A 22,602-nucleotide genomic window follows, 5' to 3' on the forward strand; every position below is an offset into this window, starting at 1 on the left:
TGTCAAGTTAAAAAATCCCTCAATGGTCACCACCGTGCTAAAAAAGAAAATAAAAAAGGAATCCGACCAAAAATCGGATTCCTTAGTAGAACTTATTCAGTATAATCTCTGTTTTTACAGCCCTAAACTCAAGTTTAACCCGCCCGCGTAAGTGACTTCATCGGCGAAACTAATCTCACCTTTTATTGAAAGTAAAGGACTAAACGATATTTTTGCGCCTAAGAAAGGGCTAATATCACCGCTATTCCCCTTTCCCTTATCACCTTCCTCGTCTTTCCATCTTATCCAATTACGAAAGAATTTCACCCCAGCATAAGGTGTTACCATTCCTATTTTCTTACTTGCCGTCACGCTTCCTTGCAACTCCGTAGTATCTAATGTAAAATCAATTTCCTCACCATCTTCTTTAGTTAGGTTAGAAGAGGAATGAGTAAGCCCCAAGGAAAAAGATATGGCTGGTAGAATAATAATATCTCCCAAGAGAACATACCTTATCCCGCCACCATACAATGCGTCATCCATTTTCCCTTTATAAGAGGTACTCCCATCTTTCAATTCAGAACCTATGAGTCCTGCCAGAACATAGACCTCCACTCCCAACCCCGGTCGTAAAGTGCATTTTATGTTGACTTTCTGAGAAACATAGTCAAAAGGCACTTCGTACCCAGTGATATTCAGTTTAACCTTTTGTGTTGAATGGGCATAATAAACTTCTGTATTGACTCCTCCAATACTGGTAGGCGTTACCCAAGGCATTACTTCTCCTGCCAGCCCAAAGGAACAGATACCATAAATTAATCCCAGACTTAAAATAAAAATCCACCCTATTCTCATATTTTCTCCTTATGCCAGAAATCTCTTCTATCCACACGGCACATTGCCCTTCAGGGTGACGAAAACGGCACTCTCAAAAGTGCCCAACCACTATATAATAAAAAACCCTGGCGATGTCCTACTCTTCCATACCGTTACCAGTATAGTACCATCAGCGCAGGAGGGCTTAACTTCTGTGTTCGGGATGGGAACAGGTGTTTCACCTCCGCCATAATCGCCAGGGGAAAATGTTTCCGTGTAAAATCAAATAGTATGGTCAAGCCGCACGACCGATTAGTACCAGTAAGCTAAACTCATCACTGAGCTTACACCGCTGGCCTATCAACCTTGTAGTCTCCAAGGGGTCTTTAGTCCTGATTATTCATCAGGAGGGATATCTAATCTTGAGGTGAGCTTCACGCTTATATGCTTTCAGCGTTTATCTCATCCGAACATAGCTACCCAGCTATGCTCTTGGCAGAACAACTGGTACACCAGAGGTTCGTCCAACCCGGTCCTCTCGTACTAGGGTCAGCTCCTCTCAAATATCCTGCGCCCGCAACAGATAGGGACCGTACTGTCTCACGACGTACTGAACCCAGCTCACGTACCGCTTTAATTGGCGAACAGACAAACCCTTCCCACCTACTTCAGCAGGAGGATGCGATGAGCCGACATCGAGGTGCCAAACCTCCCCGTCGATGTGAACTCTTGGGGGAGATAAGCCTGTTATCCCCGGGGTAGCTTTTATCCGTTGAGCGACGGCAATTCCACACTAAACCGCCGGATCACTAAGCCCTGCTTTCGCATCTGCTCCCCATGTCTGGGTCACAGTCAAGCTTCCTTATGCCTTTACACTCGACACGTGATTTCTATTCACGCTGAGGAAACCTTTGGACGCCTCCGTTACTCTTTAGGAGGCAACCGCCCCAGTTAAACTGCCCGCCTAACACTGTTCCCCGACCGGATTCACGGCCGTAGGTTAGGACCACAGAACAATAAGGGTGGTATTCCAAGGTTGACTCCATTCCGACTAGCGTCGGAACTTCACCGTCTCCCACCTATCCTCTACAAATTACTCCACAATCCAATATTAAGTTACAGTAAAGCTCCCGGGGTCTTTCCGTCCCGTTGCGGGTACCCGGCGTCTTCACCGGGATCACAATTTCGCCGAGTCTCTCGTTGAGACAGTGCCCAGATCGTTGCGCCATTCGTGCGGGTCGGAACTCACCCGACAAGGAATTTCGCTACCTTAGGACCGTTATAGTTACGGCCGCCGTTTACTGGGGCTTCGGCTCGAAGCTTTTCCTCCCGACAAGTCGGGGGATAACCTCTTCCCTTAACCTTCCAGCACCGGGCAGGCGTCAGACCCTATACATCCTCTTACGAGTTAGCAGAGTCCTGTGTTTTTGTTAAACAGTCGCCTGGGCCATTTCACTGCGACTCCGATATGCCCTTACGGGCTATCGGAGCACCCCTTCTTCCGAAGTTACGGGGTTAATTTGCCGAGTTACTTAACGAGAGTTCTCTCGAGCGCCTTAGGATTCTCACCCCGTCTACCTGTGTCGGTTTGCGGTACGGATGCCAGAATGGCTCACTGAAAGGTTTTTCTGGGCAGTGGGTTGAACCAGTTCATCCGATTTTCATCGGAATCCTCACACTCCCCCGATAAAATCGGGGGGACGTGAACTCTGAATTCCATCTCAGAGATGGTCTACCCCCCTGCGTCACCTCACAGCTTTTAGCGCCAATCTGGCAGTGTCCGAATATTAACGGACTGCCCATCGTCTACGCTTTTCAGCCTCAACTTAGGACCGACTAACCCTGAGCAGATTAGCTTTACTCAAGGAAACCTTAGACTTTCGGCGTCCCGATTTCTCATCGGGATTATCGCTACTCATACCGGCATAATCACTTCCGTTTCGTCCAGCAGTCCTCACGGTCTGCCTTTATCCTACCACGGAACGCTCCCCTACCAGACGCCAGTCCATAAAATGAACTAACGAATCCACCGTTTCGGTTATAAACTTAGCCCCGGAAATTATCGGCGCAAGACCACTTAACCAGTGAGCTGTTACGCACTCTTTAAAGGATGGCTGCTTCTGAGCCAACTTCCTGGCTGTCTGGGTAGTCCTACATCCTTTACCACTTAGCCTATATTAGGGACCTTAACGGATGGTCTGGGCTCTTTCCCTCTCGACTATGAAGCTTATCCCCCACAGTCTGACTCCTGTAATTTATCCCGATAAATCGGGACCGCGATGGTATTCGGAGTTTGGTTAGATTTGGAAGCCCGGAAAGGCCCCTACTCTATCCAGTGCTCTACCCCCATCGTTTAAGTTACAAGGCTAGCCCCAAAACTATTTCGGGGAGAACCAGCTATTACCAAGTTAGATTGGCCTTTCACCCCTATCCACAGCTCATCTAGTGATTTTTCAACATCAAACAGTTCGGGCCTCCACCCCGTTTTATCGAGGCTTCACCCTGTCCATGGATAGATCACTTGGCTTCGGGTCTATTTAGTGCAACTTATCGCCCGTTTAAGACTCGCTTTCGCTACGGCTCCTTCCGATTTAAAGGAATTAACCTTGCTACACTAAATAACTCGCCGGTTCATTATACAAAAGGCACACTCTCACCCATCTCAGACATTAGACAATAGACACCGACAAAAAACCTTAAAAGGAAAACCTTTTAAAGTCTAAAGTCTTAGTCTAAAGCCCTCCGTCTGATATAGGGCTCGAATTGCTTGTAGGCACACAGTTTCAGGTTCTATTTCACTCCCGTTCCCGGGTCCTTTTCACCTTTCCCTCACGGTACTAGTTCACTATCGGTCACCAGAGAGTATTTAGCCTTAGCCGGTGGTCCGGCCAGATTCCCACAAGATTTCTCGTGTCTCGCGGTACTTGGGAACTTAGTCAAAGAAGTGTATATCTTTTCGTCTACAGGACTGTCACCTTCTTCGGTTAACCTTTTCCAGGACTATTCGACTAAGACATACATTGGTAACTTCTCTCCATCACGTACAATAGGACAACTAAGCCCCGCTACCCTGCTTGTACAACGGGTACGTCCTATCACGCACAAGCAGTTTAGGCTGTTTCCATTTCGCTCGCCACTACTGAGGAAATCGAATTCTCTTTCTTTTCCAGAGGTTACTGAGATGTTTCACTTCGCCTCGTTGCCTCTCCAATTCTATTTTATTCAAACTGGAGTCTCCGATTATTAACCGGAGCGGTTTCCCGATTCGGAAACCCCCGGGTCAAAAGATGTTTACTCCTCACCGGGGATTATCGCAGTTAACCACGTCCTTCATCGGCTTCTGGTGCCAAGGCATCCACTATGCGCCCTTAGTAACTTGACCATACTATTTTGATTTTACTCGACGATATATTGAATCCACCTGCATAATAGCAGGGTACCCTTTATTTGTCAAAGAGCAATTAAATAAATATAAGAAACAAAATGTACGTGAGAAATTCTCCCCACTTACATCTTATATCTTTCTATTTGTCTTTTTTATCTGGTGGAGAATACCGGACTTGAACCGGTGACCTCCTCGGTGCAAGCGAGGCGCTCTCCCAACTGAGCTAATTCCCCTTGTAAATATGCGAAATATTTCTAAACTGGGCCAAATCCACAAAAAAGGCAGATATATGAAGTGAGTTCTCACTTACCCCTGCCTCTTTGGTGGGCCTTTCTGGGCTCGAACCAGAGACCTCTACCTTATCAGGATAGCGCTCTAACCAACTGAGCTAAAGGCCCTTTCTGAATCAACCTAAAAATTATATGGCTAGTATATGCGCTTCTTTAATATATCCGAAGCCTTTAGCCTTCTATTACTACTACCTATAAAATTAAATAGGAGCTGAAGCCAAAAAACCCTGAAATCTTCTCCTTAGAAAGGAGGTGATCCAGCCGCACCTTCCGGTACGGCTACCTTGTTACGACTTCACCCCAATCGCCAATCATACCTTGGGCGCCTGTCTCCCCAATCAAAGATCGGGGTTAACTCAGCAACTTCTAGTACAACTGACTTTCGTGGTGTGACGGGCGGTGTGTACAAGGCCCGGGAACGTATTCACCGTGACGTGCTGATTCACGATTACTAGCGATTCCGACTTCATGAAGGCGAGTTGCAGCCTTCAATCCGAACTGAGGCCTGGTTTTTGAGATTAGCTCCCCCTCTTGGGTTTGCCACTCTTTGTACAGGCCATTGTAGCACGTGTGTAGCCCTGGGCATAAAGGCCATGCGGACTTGACGTCGTCCTCACCTTCCTCCTCGTTATCCGAGGCATTTTTCCTAGAGTCCCCGGCATTACCCGATGGTAACTAGGAATGAGGGTTGCGCTCGTTGCGGGACTTAACCCAACATCTCACGACACGAGCTGACGACAGCCATGCAGCACCTGTGTACCCGTCCTTTCGGACTGTACCGTTTCTGGCACATTCGAGTACATGTCAAGCCCAGGTAAGGTTCTTCGCGTTGCATCGAATTAAACCACATGCTCCACCGCTTGTGCGGGCCCCCGTCAATTCCTTTGAGTTTCAACCTTGCGGTCGTACTCCCCAGGCGGGGCATTTAATGCGTTAGCTTCGGCACAGAAGGATTGGATACCTCCTACACCTAATGCCCATCGTTTACGGCGTGGACTACCAGGGTATCTAATCCTGTTCGCTACCCACGCTTTCGCGTCTCAGTGTCAGTTTTAGGCCAGAGAGCCGCCTTCGCCACCGGTGTTCTTCCTAATATCTACGCATTTCACCGCTACACTAGGAATTCCGCTCTCCTCTCCTACACTCAAGTTAACCAGTTTCGAATGCACGTTCCAAGTTAAGCTTGGGATTTTCACATCCGACTTAGCTAACCACCTACACGCTCTTTACGCCTAGTAATTCCGAACAACGCTTGCACCCTCCGTGTTACCGCGGCTGCTGGCACGGAATTAGCCGGTGCTTCCTTTGGCGGTACCGTCATTCTCCCCCGATTTGCATCGGGGAAAGATTCTTCCCGCCTGACAGAACTTTACATCCCGAAGGACTTCATCGTTCACGCGGCGTCACTGCGTCAGGGTTTCCCCCATTGCGCAAAATTCCCCACTGCTGCCTCCCGTAGGAGTCTGGACCGTATCTCAATTCCAATGTGGCCGAACACCCTTTCAGGCCGACTACTGATCGTTGCCTTGGTAAGCTATTACCTTACCAACTAGCTAATCAGGCGCGGACTCATCCTTAAGCGACTCCGGTAAACCGAAGCCTTTTACTACTGAATCATGCGATTCTGTAGTCTTACGCGGTATTAGCTCCACTTTCGTAGAGTTATCCCCCACTCAAAGGTAGATTATCCACGTATTACTCACCCGTTTGCCACTACCCCGATATCACCTTACAGCTTTATCGGGACCGTTCGACTTGCATGTGTTAAGCGCGCCGCCAGCGTTCGTTCTGAGCCAGGATCAAACTCTCCATAAAAACTTACTTACTTAACATCTTGAATTAACCAGGGTTAGCTGGCTTCAACACTCCTATTTAGTTTTCAAAGACCTAAACTCCCATCTTAATTATACCAGATAATTATTACTTTGTCAACACTCCCTTTATATATTTAAAAACCCACCCAAAGATAGAAAAAAACATACCTTTGTATTATATTGTTTGTTATGACTAAAATTTATAACCAGGGAATAAATGTTGCTTTTTAAAGAAAAGAACCTGAAGGTAATTTTGGCGGGACTTTCTTTCGGAGAGAAAAATAGTTTATTTCTCCGAGGCATCCCTCCCTTCTTCTTTCAGCTATAATATTAACAAAGTTTTTCTTAATTGTCAAGTAATTTTTTAGAGGTCTCTGAAAAAGTTCCCCTAAGTGTCTTTGCGAAGAGTAGAGCGACGAAGCAATCTCGTTGTTATCGTCGGAGAATGAGATTGCCACGCCCTTTGGGCTCGCAATGACAGACGAAAAACGAAGCTTTTTCAGAAACCTCTTTTAAAAATATTTCACAAAGCCTTACTGGATGTTATTCAGTTCCAGTAATTTAAAAAAATCTTTATTCGACTTGGTAGTCTGCAATTTCCCTAGTAAAAACTCCATCGCTTCCACGACGTTCAAGGAGCTCAATGCCTTTCGCAGAAGCCACACTTTGTTCAGTTCATCTTCAGAAAGAAGGAGCTCCTCTTTTCTCGTCCCAGAGCGGTGAATATCAATTGTGGGAAATATTCTTTTGTCAACTAATCTACGATCGAGATTAGCTTCCATGTTACCCGTCCCTTTAAATTCTTCAAAGATGACATCGTCCATCCGGCTTCCTGTATCAACCAGTGCTGTAGCAATGATTGTCAGGCTGCCCCCTTCTTCAATATTGCGGGCAGCACCAAAAAAACGCTTGGGCTTCTGTAGAGCATTAGAATCTAAACCGCCAGATAACACCTTACCAGAGGAGGGAGTTGCGGTATTATAAGCCCTGGCTAAACGAGTTATGCTATCCAGCAAGACGACCACATCTCTTTTATGTTCAACCAGTCTCTTTGCCTTTTCCATAACCATTTCTGCTACTTGGATGTGGCGATCCGCCGGCTCATCAAAGGTTGAAGAGATCACCTCTCCTCTTACTGACCTTTGCATATCGGTAACTTCCTCAGGTCTTTCATCTATGAGCAACACTATCAGAATAATCTCTGGATGGTTAGTTGTAATACCATTTGCAATTTGTTGCAATAAAATAGTTTTCCCTGTTCGCGGTGCAGCAACAATCAGCCCTCTCTGTCCCTTTCCAATGGGAGTCAAAATGTCCATTACCCGCATGGATACCTCCGTAGGTTTAGTTTCTAATTTAATTTGTCCACTGGGATAAAGAGGAGTTAGATTATCAAATAGTACGCGGTCACGAACATTCTCTGGATTTTCGCTATTGACCGCTTCTACACGTAAAAGAGCAAAAAAACGCTCACCTTCTTTTGGTGGACGTACCTGCCCAGAAACAGTGTCCCCCTTACTCAAACTGAAACGCTTAATTTGTGAAGGAGAAATATAGATGTCATCCGGACCGGGCAAGTAATTGTTGTTAGGAGACCTCAAGAAACCGAAACCATCAGGTAAAATTTCCAGTACCCCCTCATCGAATAGAAGTCCATTAGATTCAGCTTGGGCATGCAAAATTTTGAAAATTAAATCCTGTTTTCTGAGGCTAGATATTCCTTCTACTTTCAACTCTTTTGCTTTCTTTGTTAAATCTGCTATGGTCATCTTGGACAGGGCACTTATATCTAATGGAGTTTTTTCCACTATCCATTCCTCCTTATTTTATAGGATAAAACTTTCCGGAAAGTATTAACTAAAGGGAAAATGTCTAAGATTTGATAAAGCAGGATTATGCTAAGGAAAGTTTACATCGACTTGATAATATTATACTACAACATTTTGCAAATTTTGTCAATAATTATTTTTTAGTGGCCACCACAAAGGTAAAATGGGCCATAATTTAATATCCTCGTTCATAATAGTCGAAGGGAGTAACAGGCTCCTCTCTTTCTCTTTTCTCTTTTTTACTTTTACTTTCCCTTCTAAAATACCCTACAGGTAGACCGCTTTCTCCATAAGTCTCCACAGCGATAAGCTCCCAGCCGTCCTCTCTAAGGTTATTAAGAAATTCTTCCTGCTCAGCAAAACTGGGTATTCCTTTCTTCTTTATTTTCTCCAGCTCAAATTCTTTAAATGATTTAAAAGCTTCTAATTCGCTTCCCGGACTCAGTCCCTGGGGATAGAATCTCTCACAGAAGTCTTTAAATTCTTCACTTTCTGTTCTCAGTTCTTTCCACTCCTGAAGAGCGGTAGTATAGAATATCGCTTTTCCCTCGGGCATAAGAAATGCTACTTTGTATTCCCACTTAGCTTTCCCTCCAAACACAAAGCCAGTGAATAGAAAAATTCCCAGAATAAAAATTATCCCGATCAACGATTTCTTCATCCTCGACTTCTCCTCTTTTGTCCAACTAGAAAAAATTTATGCCGAAGTAATTTTCCCTTACTTCTCGATTGAAACAAAATTGCGTCTATTCAGTAGTCTCTTCTATTATTTCTGTTATTTCCCAGGCAATGGAATCTAACTTATTGCCGGCCGCGTCGAGAATCTCCACACTCCACTGGCCTTTCCATTCAGGTATAATCGTTTTGTAGCTCCAGGTACGGTGTCTGGAATATTTGACAGGAAGTACCACTTCTGCCATCTTCTCTACACCATAATACCAGACATGGATGACCTCCGTTGGCTCATCTGCCCCTTTCACACAAGTCCAACAGTAAACTCTGTCCACAGAAAGCGGGAAAGTGGAAGCCTCTCCAACAAGCTCGCTCTCTTCGACTCCTACCCCTATTCTGGTCTCTACTGTAAGTTTCGTCTCTTCTACTTCTACCTGTTCTTCTGACAGTTGTTCCTCTTGAGCAGCTACTGGCTTAGCCGAGATTAGACTTAACAAAAGGATCAACGAAAAAATTAGCGCCTTATACATTTCTTCTCACCTCCTTTGATATATATAATTTTGAGATTGAAATATCGTGTAAGAATCAAGTTCGAGAGCTATAAAAATATTCTATTTAAGATTATCTTCTACTAAGCTTTTTAACTCTTGCAGATTGGGTGGGGTATTAGCATCGGCGAGGTAAATTCCACGCTGGGTTCCCTCTCTCCAGGCTAAATATAATATCTTCTCCTGAGTGGGCGAGAATAAAGGATTTGTATTTCCATAATATTTTCCACTTACAACCTGGCATTTGTTTCGACCATTAATATCAACTGTATAGATTCCTTTCCAGCCGAAGAATCCTTCACCAGACGTTCTGCGATGAGATTTGCCGCTACTTAAGAATAGTATCTTCTTTCCATCGGGAGAAAAAGACGGGAATTTATTGTAGGATTTATCACTCACAATACACTTTTTATTTCTTCCTTTAGTGTCACATATATAGATTCCGCTATTATCCAGTGAGTCAATCTTCCCATCTTTATTAGTATCTCTCTTCCTACTTAAATAGACTATTTTAGTGCCGTCCGGGGAAAAAACGGGAAAAGAGTTACTGTATCTATCACTTACAAGTTCCTGTTCATTTCTGCCGTCAGTATTTATAGTATATATCCTACTATTATCACGCAAATCAATCCGGCCATCCTTGTTAGTATCCCTTCTCCAGCTGGCATAAATTATCTTTTGACCATTGGGTGAAAAAGAAGGAAAAGTGTTATCGTATTCATCACTGACTATTTGTTTTTCATTCTTACCATCGATATCTATCGTATAGATTCCACTATTGTACTCTCGCCAGCTGGCAAATAGAATCTTGCCAACATCCGGAGAAAAGGAAGGGAACTTATTATGGTACTCATCAGAAACTATACATTTTTCATCTCTTCCGTCTAAGTCTTTTATATATATTCCCGGATTATCAAATAAATCGATTTTGCCATCTCCATTAGTATCCCTTCGCCTGCTTAAATATACTACCTTACTCCCATCGGGCGAGAAAGAAGGATATGTATTCTGACAATCATCATTCACAATTTGCCTCTCATTTTTTCTCTCCACATCTATAATGTAAATTCCAAAATTATCTCTCTGGTCAATCACACCATCGTTATTAGTATCACGCCGAATGCTACAAAAGACTATCTTGTTGCCATCTGGAGAAAATGCTGGAAAGACATTGTAATATTCATCGCTTACAATTTTTTTCATACCTGTCAATTCGCAGATTTTTCTAACCATCTCCTCTGAGGGACCTAAGGCGATTACTTCCCCAAGGACTTTTTTTGTATTTGTAAAATCTTTATTATTTAAATAGGCCTCTGCTAAAAGATAGTAGGTGTTAATATCTTTTCTTTTGGAAATTGCCATAGAAAACTGCTTAATGGCTTCATCAAAAATTCCCAATTCAAATAGTTTTTGCCCTCTTTTGATTTCTTTAATTTTTCCAAAAAGACGCATGGCTACATCTCGCATTTAGTAGGCATAATCCGTATTTACAATAAAAGCATCTTTAATAAGTTCTATATGATTGGAATAAACAGAAACAACATCGAATCTAAGATCTTGCTTATAAATTTTCTTTTCTTTAAGATATACTAAAGCTACTTTAGCAAGCTTCTTTTGTTTATGCCCATCTATTGCTTCTTCAGGTAAACCGTATTCTTTTGTCTTTCGCGTCTTGACTTCCACAAAACAAAGAATGTTTTTGTCTTTAGCAACGATATCGATTTCACCTAAAGAACAACGGTAATTCCTCTCCATAATCTTATATCCCTGCTTTTTTAAGAACTTTACGGATATGTCTTCCCCTTTTCTACCTAAATTTATTCTTTTATTACTCATTTAGTTTTTTATCTTTAACTCGCGCAGCTTTACCTGTCTTTTTACGCAAATAATACAGCTTTGCCCGGCGAACTCTTCCGCTCTTAATAACACTTACCTCTTTAATCTGAGGAGAATGGAGAGGAAAAACCCTCTCCACTCCTATACCATAAGAAAGCTTTCGCACAGTGAAAGTTTCACTTACGCCCCTCCCAGAACGGCTAATGACCACTCCTTCAAAGGCGTGAACCCTTTCACTCCCGCCTTCGAAAACTTTTGAAATGACACGCACTGTATCGCCAACGAGGAAGTGTGGTAGCTCTTTTTTTAACATCTCCGTAGTCGCTCTTTTTAGCAAACTGTCCATAAACTCCACCTTTCTATAATCGCAAGTTTATCTATTTGCACCTTCAGAAAGTAATCGCCTTGCCCCTGTCTTGTTTTTTCTTAAGTTCTTTTAAGATTTTTTGGTCTTCTGCAGAAAGTGTTATCTTTTCTAAAAGATCCGACCTTTTGTTTAAAGTGTTTTTTAGCGCTTCTTGTCTTCGCCACTCTTTAATTTGGCTATGGTTCCCCGATAAAAGAAGGGCGGGAACAGACTTCTCCCTAAACCTTCGCGGCCGGGTGTAATGTGGATAATCTAATAATCCCTGGTAGAAGGAATCATTCTCAAAAGACTCTCTTTTATTTAAAACTCCTGGCAATATCCTTACCAGAGAATCGATAATTACCATTGCCGGCAATTCTCCCCCTGTCAAAACATAATCGCCAATGGAAATCTCATCAGTAATTAAGTTCTCCTTGACCCGCTCGTCCACCCCCTCATAATGCCCACAGATAAACAGCAAGTGTTCCTCCTGTGAAAGTTCCTTGGCTTTAGCCTGATTGAAGGTTTGTCCCTGGGGAGTCAAAAGAATAATGCGCACCTTACGTTTTCTTTTTCTACTACCTACGATTTTTTCTACAGCGCGAAATATAGGCTCGGGTTTCAAAACCATCCCCGCCCCACCACCATAAGAATAATCGTCCACAACAGAGTGTTTATCTAAAGCAAAATCACGCAAATTATGGATGTTAATTTTAACAATGTTTTTCTGTTGCGCCCGCTTTAAGATACTTTCTTTAATTATTCTTTCTAACATTTGTGGAAATATAGTTATTACATCGATCTGCATTTTCGTCTTCAATTATAGCTCCTCAGGAAGATCAATTATCATTCTTTTTTTATTAATATTAATTTCCTTTACAAATTTTTTTAGTGCGGGAAATAAAATCTCTTTAGTCTCTTCTTTGATTACATAAATATCATTTGACCCTGTTCCAAAAATATCCACAATTTTTCCAAGCCTGCGCAGACCCGTTTTGTCTTTCGCAAAAACGTCCATTCCCATCAAATCTCGAACATAGTAAGCTCCCCTCGCCAAGGGAAGTCTCTTGCAAGCGACCTTATATTTCTTCAACTGCTCTGCCTGGCTAATAGTATCATAACCAGCAAATTTCAGGATAATGAATCCTTTATGTTCCCTCATACCAAGTATCCGGGTTTCCTTTCTCTCCCCATCTGGATTCACTAAATAGACATTCTTCATGCTTTCTAAAAGACTCCTTCCGTCTCTGGTGACGAAGCTTGATAAGGACAGGTAGGAAATGAGTTTCACTTCACCTTTGCGTCCCTGTGTATTAACAATCTCTCCCAAAAAGATTAAATTTTTATCATTCTCTTCCATTTTGCCAACACCCCAGCTTGGGCGAGACTCCTGTACAGACTCTTATGACGCGAAGCTTTGCTTCGCTACTCCTTTCCTCCTCCAAGCGAGGGAATTTAGTCAAGCGAGCATTAGAATTTTTAGCCAAAAATCGAAGATTGTAGCCGCAAAGCGAAAGCTTTGCTTCTTTTCAGCAGAGCTCGCTCTGCAGCTACTGAGATTTTTGGCGGTGGTCAAAGAAGATATTCCCTTCGGGAATACTTCCATAGGGGTTTCACCCCTCTGGCGTTCACCAAATGTCCACCGGACATTTGCTTCTCTGTCCTCCGGGGCGCTCACCATCTCGCGCCCGTCGCTAACACGGAGCTCCTTATTCGTCGCTCCAGCGACCCCTTGTCTTTGCCCATCAGATTATGGGCAAAGACAAACCCCCTAATCCGCATCCTGATTGTTATCGGGATGCTTACAAAAAATTCTCAGCGAGTAAAACTAAATCCCGAGCCACCATTTATTTAATGACCTCAATCGTGACTCGATGTCCTGTCTTCACAGAAGCAGCATTAAGCAATGTGCGAAGTGCTTTAATAGTCCTTCCTTGCTTGCCAATTACTCTGCCTATGTCTTCCTTCGCTGTAGACAGTTCCAAAATTATATTCTGTTCTCCTTTTACTTCTTTGACTTTAACCTTTTCGGGATTATCTACTAACTGTTTAACTACATGACTAACTAATTCTTTCAACTATTCCTCCAAAATTACATAATAATGAGTTTTGATGCCTGATAATTATTCTTTTTCCTTGTGAATTTTCAATAAACTTTTTACCGTAGGTGAAACTAACGCACCTTTCTTCATCCAGGCTTTAATCTTTTCTTGAAAGAAAGCAACTCTTTCTCTGGCCTCGCGGGGATTATAATGACCAAGAATTTCTAATACTCGTCCATCTCTTTTCTTTCTCGAATCAACTGCCACAATAGTGTAGAAAGGCCGCTTATGTGTGCCAATTCTCTTCAATCTAATTATTATGGACATGCGCTTCCTCCTTTTAAATAGGAAATAATAAAATTGCAGTTTGGTACCTCTCGTTTATTTACTGGCGGATTTCTTCTGAGAGAGGTTACACGCTCGACGGAGATCGGCAATTGCTTTCCTGGGATCGGGTGAGCCGAAAATATACTCACCGCTAACCAGAATATTTGCGCCATTGTCTACTGTCGACCGCGCCGTGTTAAGGTCAATTCCGCCATCAACCTGAATATCTACATCCAACCGATTTTTTGAAATGTAGTCTCGAAGATGAGCAATCTTGGGTAAGACAGAACTAATGAACTTCTGTCCCCCAAAACCTGGCTCTACTGTCATCAACAGGGCCATGTCAATTTGATTTAAGTAGTTCAACAAAGACTCAACAGGCGTCTGGGGCTTGAGAGCCACTCCTACTTCCAACCCTTCCTTTTTAATTGCTTCAATTACCTCTCTAAGATTAATACAAGCTTCTGCGGAAACTGTAATAATTCTTGCTCCAGCACGAGCAAAGATAGATATAAATTCTTGAGCATTCTCTATCATTAGATGGACGTCAAGGGGAAGTTTGGTTATCTTCTTTATGGATTTGACGATTTGAGGTCCAAAAGAAATATTAGGAACAAAGTGACCATCCATAATATCGAGATGCAACATATCAACTCCCGCTTTTTCAACCAGCCATATCGATTCCTTTAAGTTAGTAAAATCGCAATCTAGAATAGACGGAGCAATCTTAATCACAATTCTATCTCCCTAACCAGAATACTGTTAACAAATATTTTTGCCTTTGCTTTTCCCAAAACTTGTATGGGCAATGAAATTTTCGTTCCTGGAGAATGTATTTTATGGTAAACTTCCCTTTCACCTTGACCATCCACTACCACAATGAGAACATCTCTATCTAAAACTCCCTGGGAAACTTCATAATATACTGTTGCTTCGCGGATTATTTTGTGCTCTTCGCTTTTCTTTGCTACAGTTACTTTGACTATAGTATTTTCATCGACGATTTCACCCGTGTGAGGTTCTTGTTTTAAAATAGTGCCTTGAGGAACACTATCATTAACAGTTTCTTTAATTTCACCTAAGGATAAATTCATATCCCGCAATATTTTCCGGGCGCTCTTAATATTTTGGCCAAGCAGATTAACCATTAAAGGCACTTCTGCTTCTCTGGCTGGACCAAGGCTTATCACCAGATTAATCATGCTTCCTCGGGCAACGATTTCTTCGGGTGAAGGGTCTTGCGCTATTACAAAGTCCTTTTTTATTTCCTCTGAGTAAATTCCTGTTTCCTCGCCCAGGACCAAGCCTGTCTGACGAAGGAGAATCTTTGCCTCGCGTAAAGACCTTCCTACAAGCTGAGAAACGAAAATAACCTGACCACCAGAACTAATGATAACTTTAATAACTTTTCCTTCCTTCACTACTGACCCTGGCAGCGGTTCCTGAAAAATAATACTGCCATCGGGTATATTCTCATTATATTGTTCGCCAACTTTCTTAATATATAAGTCCTGGTCACTTAAAATCTGGAAAGCCTGCCCCACAGTCCTTCCGGTTAGATCGGGAATCATAATCTCTTTCTTCTGATGAACAACTATCCCCATCAATTGGTTGAAGATGAGAACTCCAAATACTATAGAGGCAAAAGTAGCCAGAATGAGTTTAATAAATTTTTTTATCCCCTGTTGGAGAGAAAAAAACCCAAGTAACATAACAGAAATTAGAATTAAAATTCCTAGTATTGCTTTCATAACTTAACCTTGCCCTCGCTTTACTACTAACGGAGATTCAAAAGATAGTTTGTGAAAGGCCTTAGGAATTTTAGCCAAGAAACGAGGACGACCTATTCTACTTCCAAGCAAAAATTTGTCTGACTCCGATTTATCGGAGGAGTTTATTTTTGCGCCCTCGAGAGTCGTTGCGAGGAAACGAAGCGACCGAAGCAATCTCGAGATTGCCACGGCTTCGCCTCGCAATGACATCTTTTATATCTCTTCTCACATCTTCACCATCCGACAAGCAAACATGCCATCCATGTGGTGACGATGAGGATAAATTTTCAAGAAACCATTTTCATCAACCAGTTCTTCTTTAGAAACAGGAAGATAGGGCTTAACTGATTCCAGATGGAATAACGGTCTCTCCTTTAAGAACTTCTCAATAATTCTCTCGCCTTCTTCTGGTTCCAAACTGCAGACCGCATAAACTAAAACACCTTTGGATTTAACACATAAAGAGCCCTCGTCTAAAATTGCATATTGCACCTGGGGCATTTTAACCAGAGTCCCCCGATAATCTCTATTCCAACGAACCTCCGGCTGACTCTGGATAATTCCCAGACTGGAGCAAGGCGCATCCACAAGGCATCGGTCAACTCTTTTTGAGTAAAGGGAACTTACTTTAGTAGCATCCAAAAGTTCTGCTTTCACATTGGTTACTCCCAAACGCATACAGTTTTCTTTAATCATCTCCAATCGAGGTTTACGAATATCTAGAGCAATGATTGAACCTTCATTTTTCATAAGTTCTGCCATATGTGTAGTTTTTCCGCCCGGGGCGGCACAGGCGTCCAACACAGTCTCTCCAGGCTTAGGTGCAAGAATATAACTGATGAGCTGAGAACTCTCTCCCTGGACAGTAAACAGACCCTTCCTGAAGGATTTCAATTGAGTCAGAGAGACAAAATCTTTTATCTTTAGTCCTCCAGGAGCAATTGAACTCACCTCTACTTTTAAATTTTCTTTCTCCAAGGTAAGGATAAGCTCTTCCCGGGTAGTCTTCAGTGTGTTGGTGCGAATAGAAAGGGGAGGTGCTTGATTATTGATTTCGCATAACTCTATTGTTTCTTTCTCTCCGAATCGCGACAACCAACGCGTAATTAACCATTGTGGATGAGAATAGGTTATGGAAAGATATTGGGAGAGGTTTTTTTGTTGGTCAGGATAGACAATATCTTTTACATTATCACTAACTGCACGTAGTAGTGCATTGACCAAGGAAATAATACCAGCGTGCCCAAATTCCTTACTCATCTCTACTGACTCGTTAATTGCTGCGTAGGCAGGAATCTTATCAAGATACATTAACTGGTAAGCTCCCAACCTCAAAATATTTCTCACATAGGGGGATAACTCTTCTGTGTTTTGCTTGAAACGATAGGTATTCAATACCCAATCTAAAGTATTGAGATGGCGAATCACCCCATAAACCAATTCGGTAACCAGTGCCCTATCCTCTTTTGATAACTCGTGAGTCGAGAGCGCACTATCTAAAGCAATTCTGCTATAGGCACCCTTTACCTCAATCTTATATAGGACTTCTAAAGCAATTCTCCTGGCAGATTTCACTCTTTCCCCCACATATCACCAACTGTTAATCGGGCACCCTGAAGATAATCATAAGCCCTCTGAACAGACTTATTTTCTGGCTGAACCCCAGTGACCAGAAAACTTCCTTCCCCACAAGCTACTACAAATCCTTCCCCCTTTCTAATTTCCACAATCTTTCCCGGTTTAGGAAAGCCTCCCTTGTCAGCCTCAACAGGTACTGGTATAATTTTAGCCTCTAATATTTTCACTTTCTTTCCACTTTTTATTTTAATGTAAGTTCCTGGCCAGGGATTAAGTGCCCGAATGCGATTGAGTATCCTACGAGATGAGTCATTCCAATTAATCTGACCATCACTCTTCTTCAACAATGGCGCATAACTGATGCCAGAGCTATCCTGAGGGTGACCAGAAACTCTCTCCTCCCTTATCAAATTGAGTGTCTCTCCCAGTAAAACTACCCCTGCTTCACATAATCTGTTCTGTAATGTTAAATAATTATCTTCAGGATCTATGGAAATCTTTTTCTGTAAAATAATGTCTCCCGTGTCTACTTCTTTTTTCATAAAGATCGACGATACTCCTGTATAAGAATTGCCTTCAAGAAGCGCCCACTGCACAGGAGCCGGGCCACGGTACTTAGGAAGCAGAGAGAAATGAATATTCACACAACCCTTTCTAGGAATATTTAAAACTTCAGATGACAAGACTTTTCCAAAAGCAACAACCACAATTAAATCCGGAGCTAACTCTTTAATATTTCTAACAAAATTGCTGTCGGCAATCTTTTCGGGTTGAAAGAGAGTAAAGTTTTTCTGTAAAGCAAACTTCTTTACCCCTGAGTACTCCAAACGATGTCCCCGTCTAGAAGGGCGATCCCCCTGAGTGACAATGGCTACAATTTCGTCACTCTCCATTATCTTTCTCAAGAACTGGAGGGAAAAGTCAGGGGTTCCCATAAACAAGATACGCAACTTTTCCTCCTGGTCCAGTCAAGTACTTCCAAGTTTAAGATAGCATGAAGTGGTTTTTAATAATAACAAATTCTTTGTCTTTATACAAATTTTTTTTCCTCTCAGAGCATATTGAGAGGGTCAACGTCAACACTAATCTCCATCTCCTTCTGCTCAAATCCCAGGCAGTGTCTCTGAAAAAATTCACCAATACCCTTCATATCAGTAGTTTTGATGATAATCTGCCAGCGATATTTTCCGGCAATCTTATCCAGTACGGCTGGGGTGGGTCCTAGTATTGTGATTTGATTAAGCTCTCTTTTTAATAGAGAACCAATTTTTTCAGATGTGGTTATAACTTTTTTTTCATCTTTCCCTCTTACCAGAATAATTACTAAGTTGGTAATAGGAGGATAGTTCAATTCTTTCCGGAATTCCATCTCTCTCTCATAAAATGAGCGGTAATTATGTTCCAATGCCATTTTTATGCTATAATGGTCAGGATTGTAGGTCTGCACGATAACCTCACCACCTTTAGGTCCTCGTCCGCTCCGTCCGGCAACCTGCGTAATTAGGGAGAAAGTTCTCTCTGCAGAACGGAAATCTGGCAAATTTAAAGCTGTATCCGCTGAGATTATTCCCACCAGGGTAACATCGGGAAAATCCCACCCCTTGGCCACCAGCTGAGTACCCACTAAGATATCGACTTTTCGCTGACGAAACGCATTAAATATTTTCTCAGCAGCATGTCTATAACGCATCGTATCCCTATCCATTCTCATAACTTTTGCCCCGGGGAACATCTTTTTTACTACTTGTTCTACTTTTTCCGTCCCCGTTCCAAAATAGCGAATTTTTTTACTGCCACACCTAGAGCAGAATCTTGGCGCTTCAGCGTGATGGTTACAATAGTGACACTTAACCCTTTTCTCATTAAAATGGTGGACCATGGAAATGTTACAATTTGGACATTTTAACACGAAGCCACATTCTCGACATAAGATAAAAGTAGAATACCCTCGCCGATTTAAGAAGAGGATAATTTGTTCACCTCTTTCCAATCTCTCAGCAATGGCTTCAGAAAGTTTTTGAGAGAGGACGCCTTGAGTGTTTCTTTTCTTTAGTTCTTCACGCATATCGACTATATCTACTGAAGGAAGAGACCTTTCATATATCCTTTCCGGAAGAGTTAAAAGTCTATATGGTTTTATTCCTGTTAACGCCCGATAGAAAGCCTCTATAGAGGGAGTTGCTGAACCCAGGACAAGAGTCGCCCCCTCGAGTTCAGCCCTCTTCTGGGCTAATTCTCTAGTATGATACAAAGGTCTCTTTTCCTGCTTGTAAGAAGTATCATGCTCTTCATCAATTATTATTAGACCCAAATTGGGGAAAGGCGCAAAAATCGTTGACCTTGCTCCAATCATTATATCTATCTTTCCCTGGTAGGCGGATTGCCAAGTTCTATACCTCTCTCCCTGGGAAAGGCGACTGTGCCACAGGCCGATTCGACTGGAACCGAATCTCTGTTTAAAAACACTCAAGAATTGTGGAGTCAATGATATTTCCGGAACCAAAAATATGGACTGCCTTCCCACCTCCTGAGCTTGAGCTATAGCCTGCAGATAGACCTCTGTCTTGCCACTGTCAGTTACGCCGTGGACAAGGAAGACAGTAAAACTTTTTTCTTTTATATTATTTTGAATGGGCTTTAGTATTCTCCTTTGCTGGGAAAATGGTATAAAGGCAGAGAAAACCTTTATTTCTGTCTTTTTAATCTTTTCTCTTAGTTTTACAGGCCGAAAATTGTGGGGGAGTATTATATCCAGAGCCTGCCCCAGAGAACAAACATAATATTTAGACATCCACTTAGCCAGCTCTAATAGATTTGTAGAAATTAAGGGTTCTTTATCGATGATTTCTTTAATCATTTTTATGCCTTTTACTCTTGGCCTCGTTAAGCCATCTACAATATATCCTATCCTTCCTTTGGGTCCAAAAGGTGCTACTATTCTTCTTCCTGCCAGTCTTTCTGACTCCAGTTCCAGGGGAAGCGAATAGTGGAAAATTCTATTAAAGGGGATAGGAAAAACAACTGACACACATCCTTGTATTGCCATAAATAATCCTTAGAAAATGGGGTCAACTCTATTTTATTTTTTTCTTCCTGTTAACTTTCTTCGAAAATAGCGGAATCATCCTCAATGTGGAGAAATAGAGGTCATCGCCTTCTTTATCTCTTTCATGTCTTCCCACACTTCCCGTTTTCTCGTCGGGTCTCTCAAAAGATATGCTGGATGGTAAGTGGGAATAACCTTTATAGGCTCTCCAAACTTTCCATAAGGCGGACAAAAATCGTAGAACTTACCACGAAGTTTTCCGATGCCTTCAGTTAAGTTCAACAGCGCCTTGGTAGCCGGTGAACCCAAAGTACAGATGATTTTAGGCTCGATAATTCCAATCTGCTTAAACAAAATTGGAAGGCACTGAGCTACCTCATCTTGAGTTGGCGGTCGGTCGTTACCTCTCATTTCTGGGTGGGTGGGATCTTTCATGGGATGACATTTCACAATATTGGAAATGTATACTTCCTCTCTTGTCAGTTTAATCGATTCAATTATTTTAGTTAAAAGCTGTCCTGCTCTCCCTATAAAGGGAATTCCCAATCGATCCTCATCGAAACCGGGCCCCTCACCAACAAACATTAGTTCAGCCTTGGAGTTCCCCACTCCAAACACCAAATTTGTCCTCGTTCTTCCCAACTTACACTTCTGACAATCCTTTATGCGCCTTGCCAGATCATCCAAGGTTCCTGATTCAGCTTTCTTTTCTTCCCAATGTTGCATAAACTCTTTTATTCCCCTATTTCTTTCTTGTTCCAGAAACTTCCTGGTTATTGAAATTAACTCAGCAAATTCTTTGCCTTTATTCAATTCTAAATCCTTAACTCATTTCGTGATAAATTCTTTTAATTCGGATAGTATCCTTTCAGCTATCTTTTCCTTTTGCATTTCTCGTAAGAAAATTTTCTTCCCCGATTTTGTGAAAATTTTAACCGTGGCTTCATTCTGGCTCATTGCTCGAGGAGTATTAGCTATAATCATATCTAAATTCTTCTTTTTCAGTTTCTCCCGGGCGTTCTTTTCCAAATCTCTTGTCTCTAAAGCGAACCCGATCAAGCATTTCGCATCTTTCTGTTTACCCAATTGACCAATGATATCAGGGTTCCTTGTCAAATTTATACTTTTCCTCTGGAGGTTAGTTTTAATTTTCTCTTTCTCTCTCTTCTCTGGACGGTAATCACCCACAGCAGCAGAAGCGATAACCACATCGGAGCGAGGAGCGTATTTTACCACTTCCTTTTCCATATCCAGGGCTGACTCTACAAATATGGTATTCACTCCTTGTGGTGGTGTAATATTTGTAGGACCACTAATTAATGTTACCTTTGCCCCTCTTCTTTGTGCTACTTCAGCCAAAACATAGCCCATTTTGCCGGAAGAAGCATTCGCTATATACCTCACCGAGTCGAGGTATTCATGAGTGGGACCAGCAGTGATGAGAAAAGTCTTCCCTGCCATGTCTTTTTCTCTATTCAAAATATCCTTAACGCCATCTATAATCTTATCATTACTGGCTAACCTGCCTAAGCCACTCTTTCCCGAGGCGAGCTTTCCATATTCGGGTCCAATAAATTTGAATCCCTTCTCTTTCAGCTTCTCAATATTTGCTTGTGTAAAGCTATTCTTATACATAGTTTCATGCATTGCTGGTGCTATTAAAATAGGCGACTCGCTGGCTAAAACAGTGGTTGTCAGGAGATCATCAGCAATGCCCGTGGCTAATTTTGCAATGGTGTTGGCTGTAGTGGGGGCGATTAAAATTAAGTCCGCTCTTTCGGCCAAGGAAATATGCTCGAGTTCCCACTCTTCCGGCAAATCGAAAAGATTTAAATAGACCCTATTCCCAGAGAGAGTCTGAAAAGTCAAAGGAGTGACGAAATGAGTAGCCGCCTTGGTCATTATTACAAAAACTTCAGCACCCAATTCTTTTAAGCGAGAGACTATCTCACAGGCCTTGTAAGCAGCAATACTACCGGTTATGCCTAAAACGAGCTTCCTACCCAAAAAAGGCCTATTTTTCTTCAGGTTTCTTTTTTTCGACACTTTCCTCTTTTGACGCCTTTCCCTTTGAGATTTTCTTCTGATTGGTATCTTTACTGGCCATCTCATATAGCACTTCTATAATTGTCTCCGGTGTCATCTTAATCTTTCCGTCTTTCTTCGTCTTCTCTTTTAATAACTTCGAGGCTAAAATAATCAACCTGTATTTATTAGATACATTATCGAGTAACAATTCATCCAGCGAAGGTTTAGCTTTGTCTTTTTCCATTCTTTTTACTCCTACTAAATCCAGAATTAGCCAGATTTACACATTTTCTT

At 42.2% G+C, this 22,602-nt stretch carries 19 protein-coding genes, 2 tRNA genes and 3 rRNA genes; all 24 read right to left on the reverse strand.

Translation table 11 applies throughout. The features are described 5' to 3' along the window. Positions 1 to 114: 114 nt before the first annotated feature. The 24 genes from VMW39_00100 to VMW39_00215 all read right to left on the reverse strand — a co-directional run bounded on the left by VMW39_00100 (position 115) and on the right by VMW39_00215 (position 22,552). Positions 115 to 834, reverse strand: coding sequence for a hypothetical protein (locus tag VMW39_00100; protein ID HUW22427.1), 720 nt, complete (start codon positions 832 to 834; stop codon positions 115 to 117). Positions 835 to 939: 105 nt separating this feature from the next. Next, positions 940 to 1,056 (reverse strand): 5S ribosomal RNA (rrf, locus tag VMW39_00105). Between the two features lie 30 nt (positions 1,057 to 1,086). Next, positions 1,087 to 4,177: ribosomal RNA gene (locus VMW39_00110) — 23S ribosomal RNA — on the reverse strand. 160 nt (positions 4,178 to 4,337) lie between these two features. Continuing rightward, positions 4,338 to 4,413 (reverse strand) — tRNA-Ala (locus VMW39_00115). A gap of 88 nt (positions 4,414 to 4,501) precedes the next feature. Then, positions 4,502 to 4,578: transfer RNA gene (locus tag VMW39_00120), tRNA-Ile, on the reverse strand. Between the two features lie 137 nt (positions 4,579 to 4,715). Next, positions 4,716 to 6,285 (reverse strand): 16S ribosomal RNA (locus VMW39_00125). The 16S, 23S and 5S rRNA genes sit together here with 2 tRNA genes alongside, the layout of an rRNA operon. A gap of 532 nt (positions 6,286 to 6,817) precedes the next feature. After that, on the reverse strand, positions 6,818 to 8,071 hold the full coding sequence (gene rho, locus VMW39_00130; protein ID HUW22428.1) for a transcription termination factor Rho: 1,254 nt from the start codon (positions 8,069 to 8,071) through the stop codon (positions 6,818 to 6,820). A 217-nt stretch (positions 8,072 to 8,288) separates the two neighbouring features. Further along, the gene (locus tag VMW39_00135) at positions 8,289 to 8,774 is read right to left on the reverse strand and encodes a hypothetical protein (GenBank protein HUW22429.1); all 486 of its coding nucleotides are present in this window, start codon (positions 8,772 to 8,774) and stop codon (positions 8,289 to 8,291) included. An 85-nt stretch (positions 8,775 to 8,859) separates the two neighbouring features. Then, positions 8,860 to 9,315, reverse strand: a complete 456-nt coding sequence (locus VMW39_00140; protein HUW22430.1) for a DUF2914 domain-containing protein — start codon at positions 9,313 to 9,315, stop codon at positions 8,860 to 8,862. 81 nt (positions 9,316 to 9,396) lie between these two features. Continuing rightward, entirely contained in the window at positions 9,397 to 10,785 is a 1,389-nt protein-coding gene (locus VMW39_00145) for a hypothetical protein (GenBank protein ID HUW22431.1), read from the reverse strand. 15 nt (positions 10,786 to 10,800) lie between these two features. Then, a complete protein-coding gene (locus VMW39_00150) occupies positions 10,801 to 11,169 on the reverse strand; it encodes a YraN family protein (protein HUW22432.1) in 369 nt (122 codons plus the stop codon). Next, positions 11,162 to 11,515: a 50S ribosomal protein L19 gene (rplS, locus tag VMW39_00155; GenBank protein ID HUW22433.1), complete on the reverse strand. Its 354-nt coding sequence runs from the start codon at positions 11,513 to 11,515 to the stop codon at positions 11,162 to 11,164. The genes VMW39_00150 and rplS overlap by 8 nt, the downstream gene beginning before the upstream one ends. Before the next feature lie 43 nt (positions 11,516 to 11,558). Next, complete coding sequence (gene trmD, locus VMW39_00160) at positions 11,559 to 12,323, reverse strand: tRNA (guanosine(37)-N1)-methyltransferase TrmD (GenBank protein ID HUW22434.1); 765 nt, start codon at positions 12,321 to 12,323, stop codon at positions 11,559 to 11,561. A 12-nt stretch (positions 12,324 to 12,335) separates the two neighbouring features. Further along, on the reverse strand, positions 12,336 to 12,875 hold the full coding sequence (gene rimM / locus VMW39_00165) for a ribosome maturation factor RimM (protein ID HUW22435.1): 540 nt from the start codon (positions 12,873 to 12,875) through the stop codon (positions 12,336 to 12,338). 487 nt (positions 12,876 to 13,362) lie between these two features. Continuing rightward, positions 13,363 to 13,593 (reverse strand): KH domain-containing protein, encoded by a 231-nt coding sequence (locus VMW39_00170; protein ID HUW22436.1) that lies wholly within the window; start codon positions 13,591 to 13,593, stop codon positions 13,363 to 13,365. A gap of 45 nt (positions 13,594 to 13,638) precedes the next feature. Next, positions 13,639 to 13,884 (reverse strand): 30S ribosomal protein S16, encoded by a 246-nt coding sequence (gene rpsP / locus VMW39_00175; protein ID HUW22437.1) that lies wholly within the window; start codon positions 13,882 to 13,884, stop codon positions 13,639 to 13,641. Between the two features lie 54 nt (positions 13,885 to 13,938). Further along, positions 13,939 to 14,619, reverse strand: coding sequence for a ribulose-phosphate 3-epimerase (gene rpe / locus VMW39_00180; GenBank protein HUW22438.1), 681 nt, complete (start codon positions 14,617 to 14,619; stop codon positions 13,939 to 13,941). Further along, on the reverse strand, positions 14,616 to 15,635 hold the full coding sequence (locus VMW39_00185; protein ID HUW22439.1) for a PASTA domain-containing protein: 1,020 nt from the start codon (positions 15,633 to 15,635) through the stop codon (positions 14,616 to 14,618). The genes rpe and VMW39_00185 overlap by 4 nt, the downstream gene beginning before the upstream one ends. Positions 15,636 to 15,881: 246 nt before the next feature. Continuing rightward, a complete protein-coding gene (gene rsmB / locus VMW39_00190) occupies positions 15,882 to 17,231 on the reverse strand; it encodes a 16S rRNA (cytosine(967)-C(5))-methyltransferase RsmB (GenBank protein HUW22440.1) in 1,350 nt (449 codons plus the stop codon). Beyond that, on the reverse strand, positions 17,228 to 18,184 hold the full coding sequence (fmt, locus tag VMW39_00195) for a methionyl-tRNA formyltransferase (protein ID HUW22441.1): 957 nt from the start codon (positions 18,182 to 18,184) through the stop codon (positions 17,228 to 17,230). Before fmt ends, rsmB begins: the two co-directional genes overlap by 4 nt. Before the next feature lie 101 nt (positions 18,185 to 18,285). Beyond that, complete coding sequence (gene priA, locus VMW39_00200; GenBank protein ID HUW22442.1) at positions 18,286 to 20,280, reverse strand: primosomal protein N'; 1,995 nt, start codon at positions 20,278 to 20,280, stop codon at positions 18,286 to 18,288. An 81-nt stretch (positions 20,281 to 20,361) separates the two neighbouring features. Then, the gene (locus tag VMW39_00205) at positions 20,362 to 21,093 is read right to left on the reverse strand and encodes a uracil-DNA glycosylase (protein ID HUW22443.1); all 732 of its coding nucleotides are present in this window, start codon (positions 21,091 to 21,093) and stop codon (positions 20,362 to 20,364) included. A gap of 15 nt (positions 21,094 to 21,108) precedes the next feature. Then, positions 21,109 to 22,326: a bifunctional phosphopantothenoylcysteine decarboxylase/phosphopantothenate--cysteine ligase CoaBC gene (coaBC, locus tag VMW39_00210; protein ID HUW22444.1), complete on the reverse strand. Its 1,218-nt coding sequence runs from the start codon at positions 22,324 to 22,326 to the stop codon at positions 21,109 to 21,111. Next, complete coding sequence (locus tag VMW39_00215) at positions 22,295 to 22,552, reverse strand: hypothetical protein (GenBank protein ID HUW22445.1); 258 nt, start codon at positions 22,550 to 22,552, stop codon at positions 22,295 to 22,297. The genes coaBC and VMW39_00215 overlap by 32 nt, the downstream gene beginning before the upstream one ends. Between the last annotated feature and the right edge of the window lie 50 nt (positions 22,553 to 22,602).

The organism is bacterium (assembly GCA_035530055.1).
In the GTDB taxonomy this organism is placed as follows: domain Bacteria; phylum UBA6262; class WVXT01; order WVXT01; family WVXT01; genus WVXT01.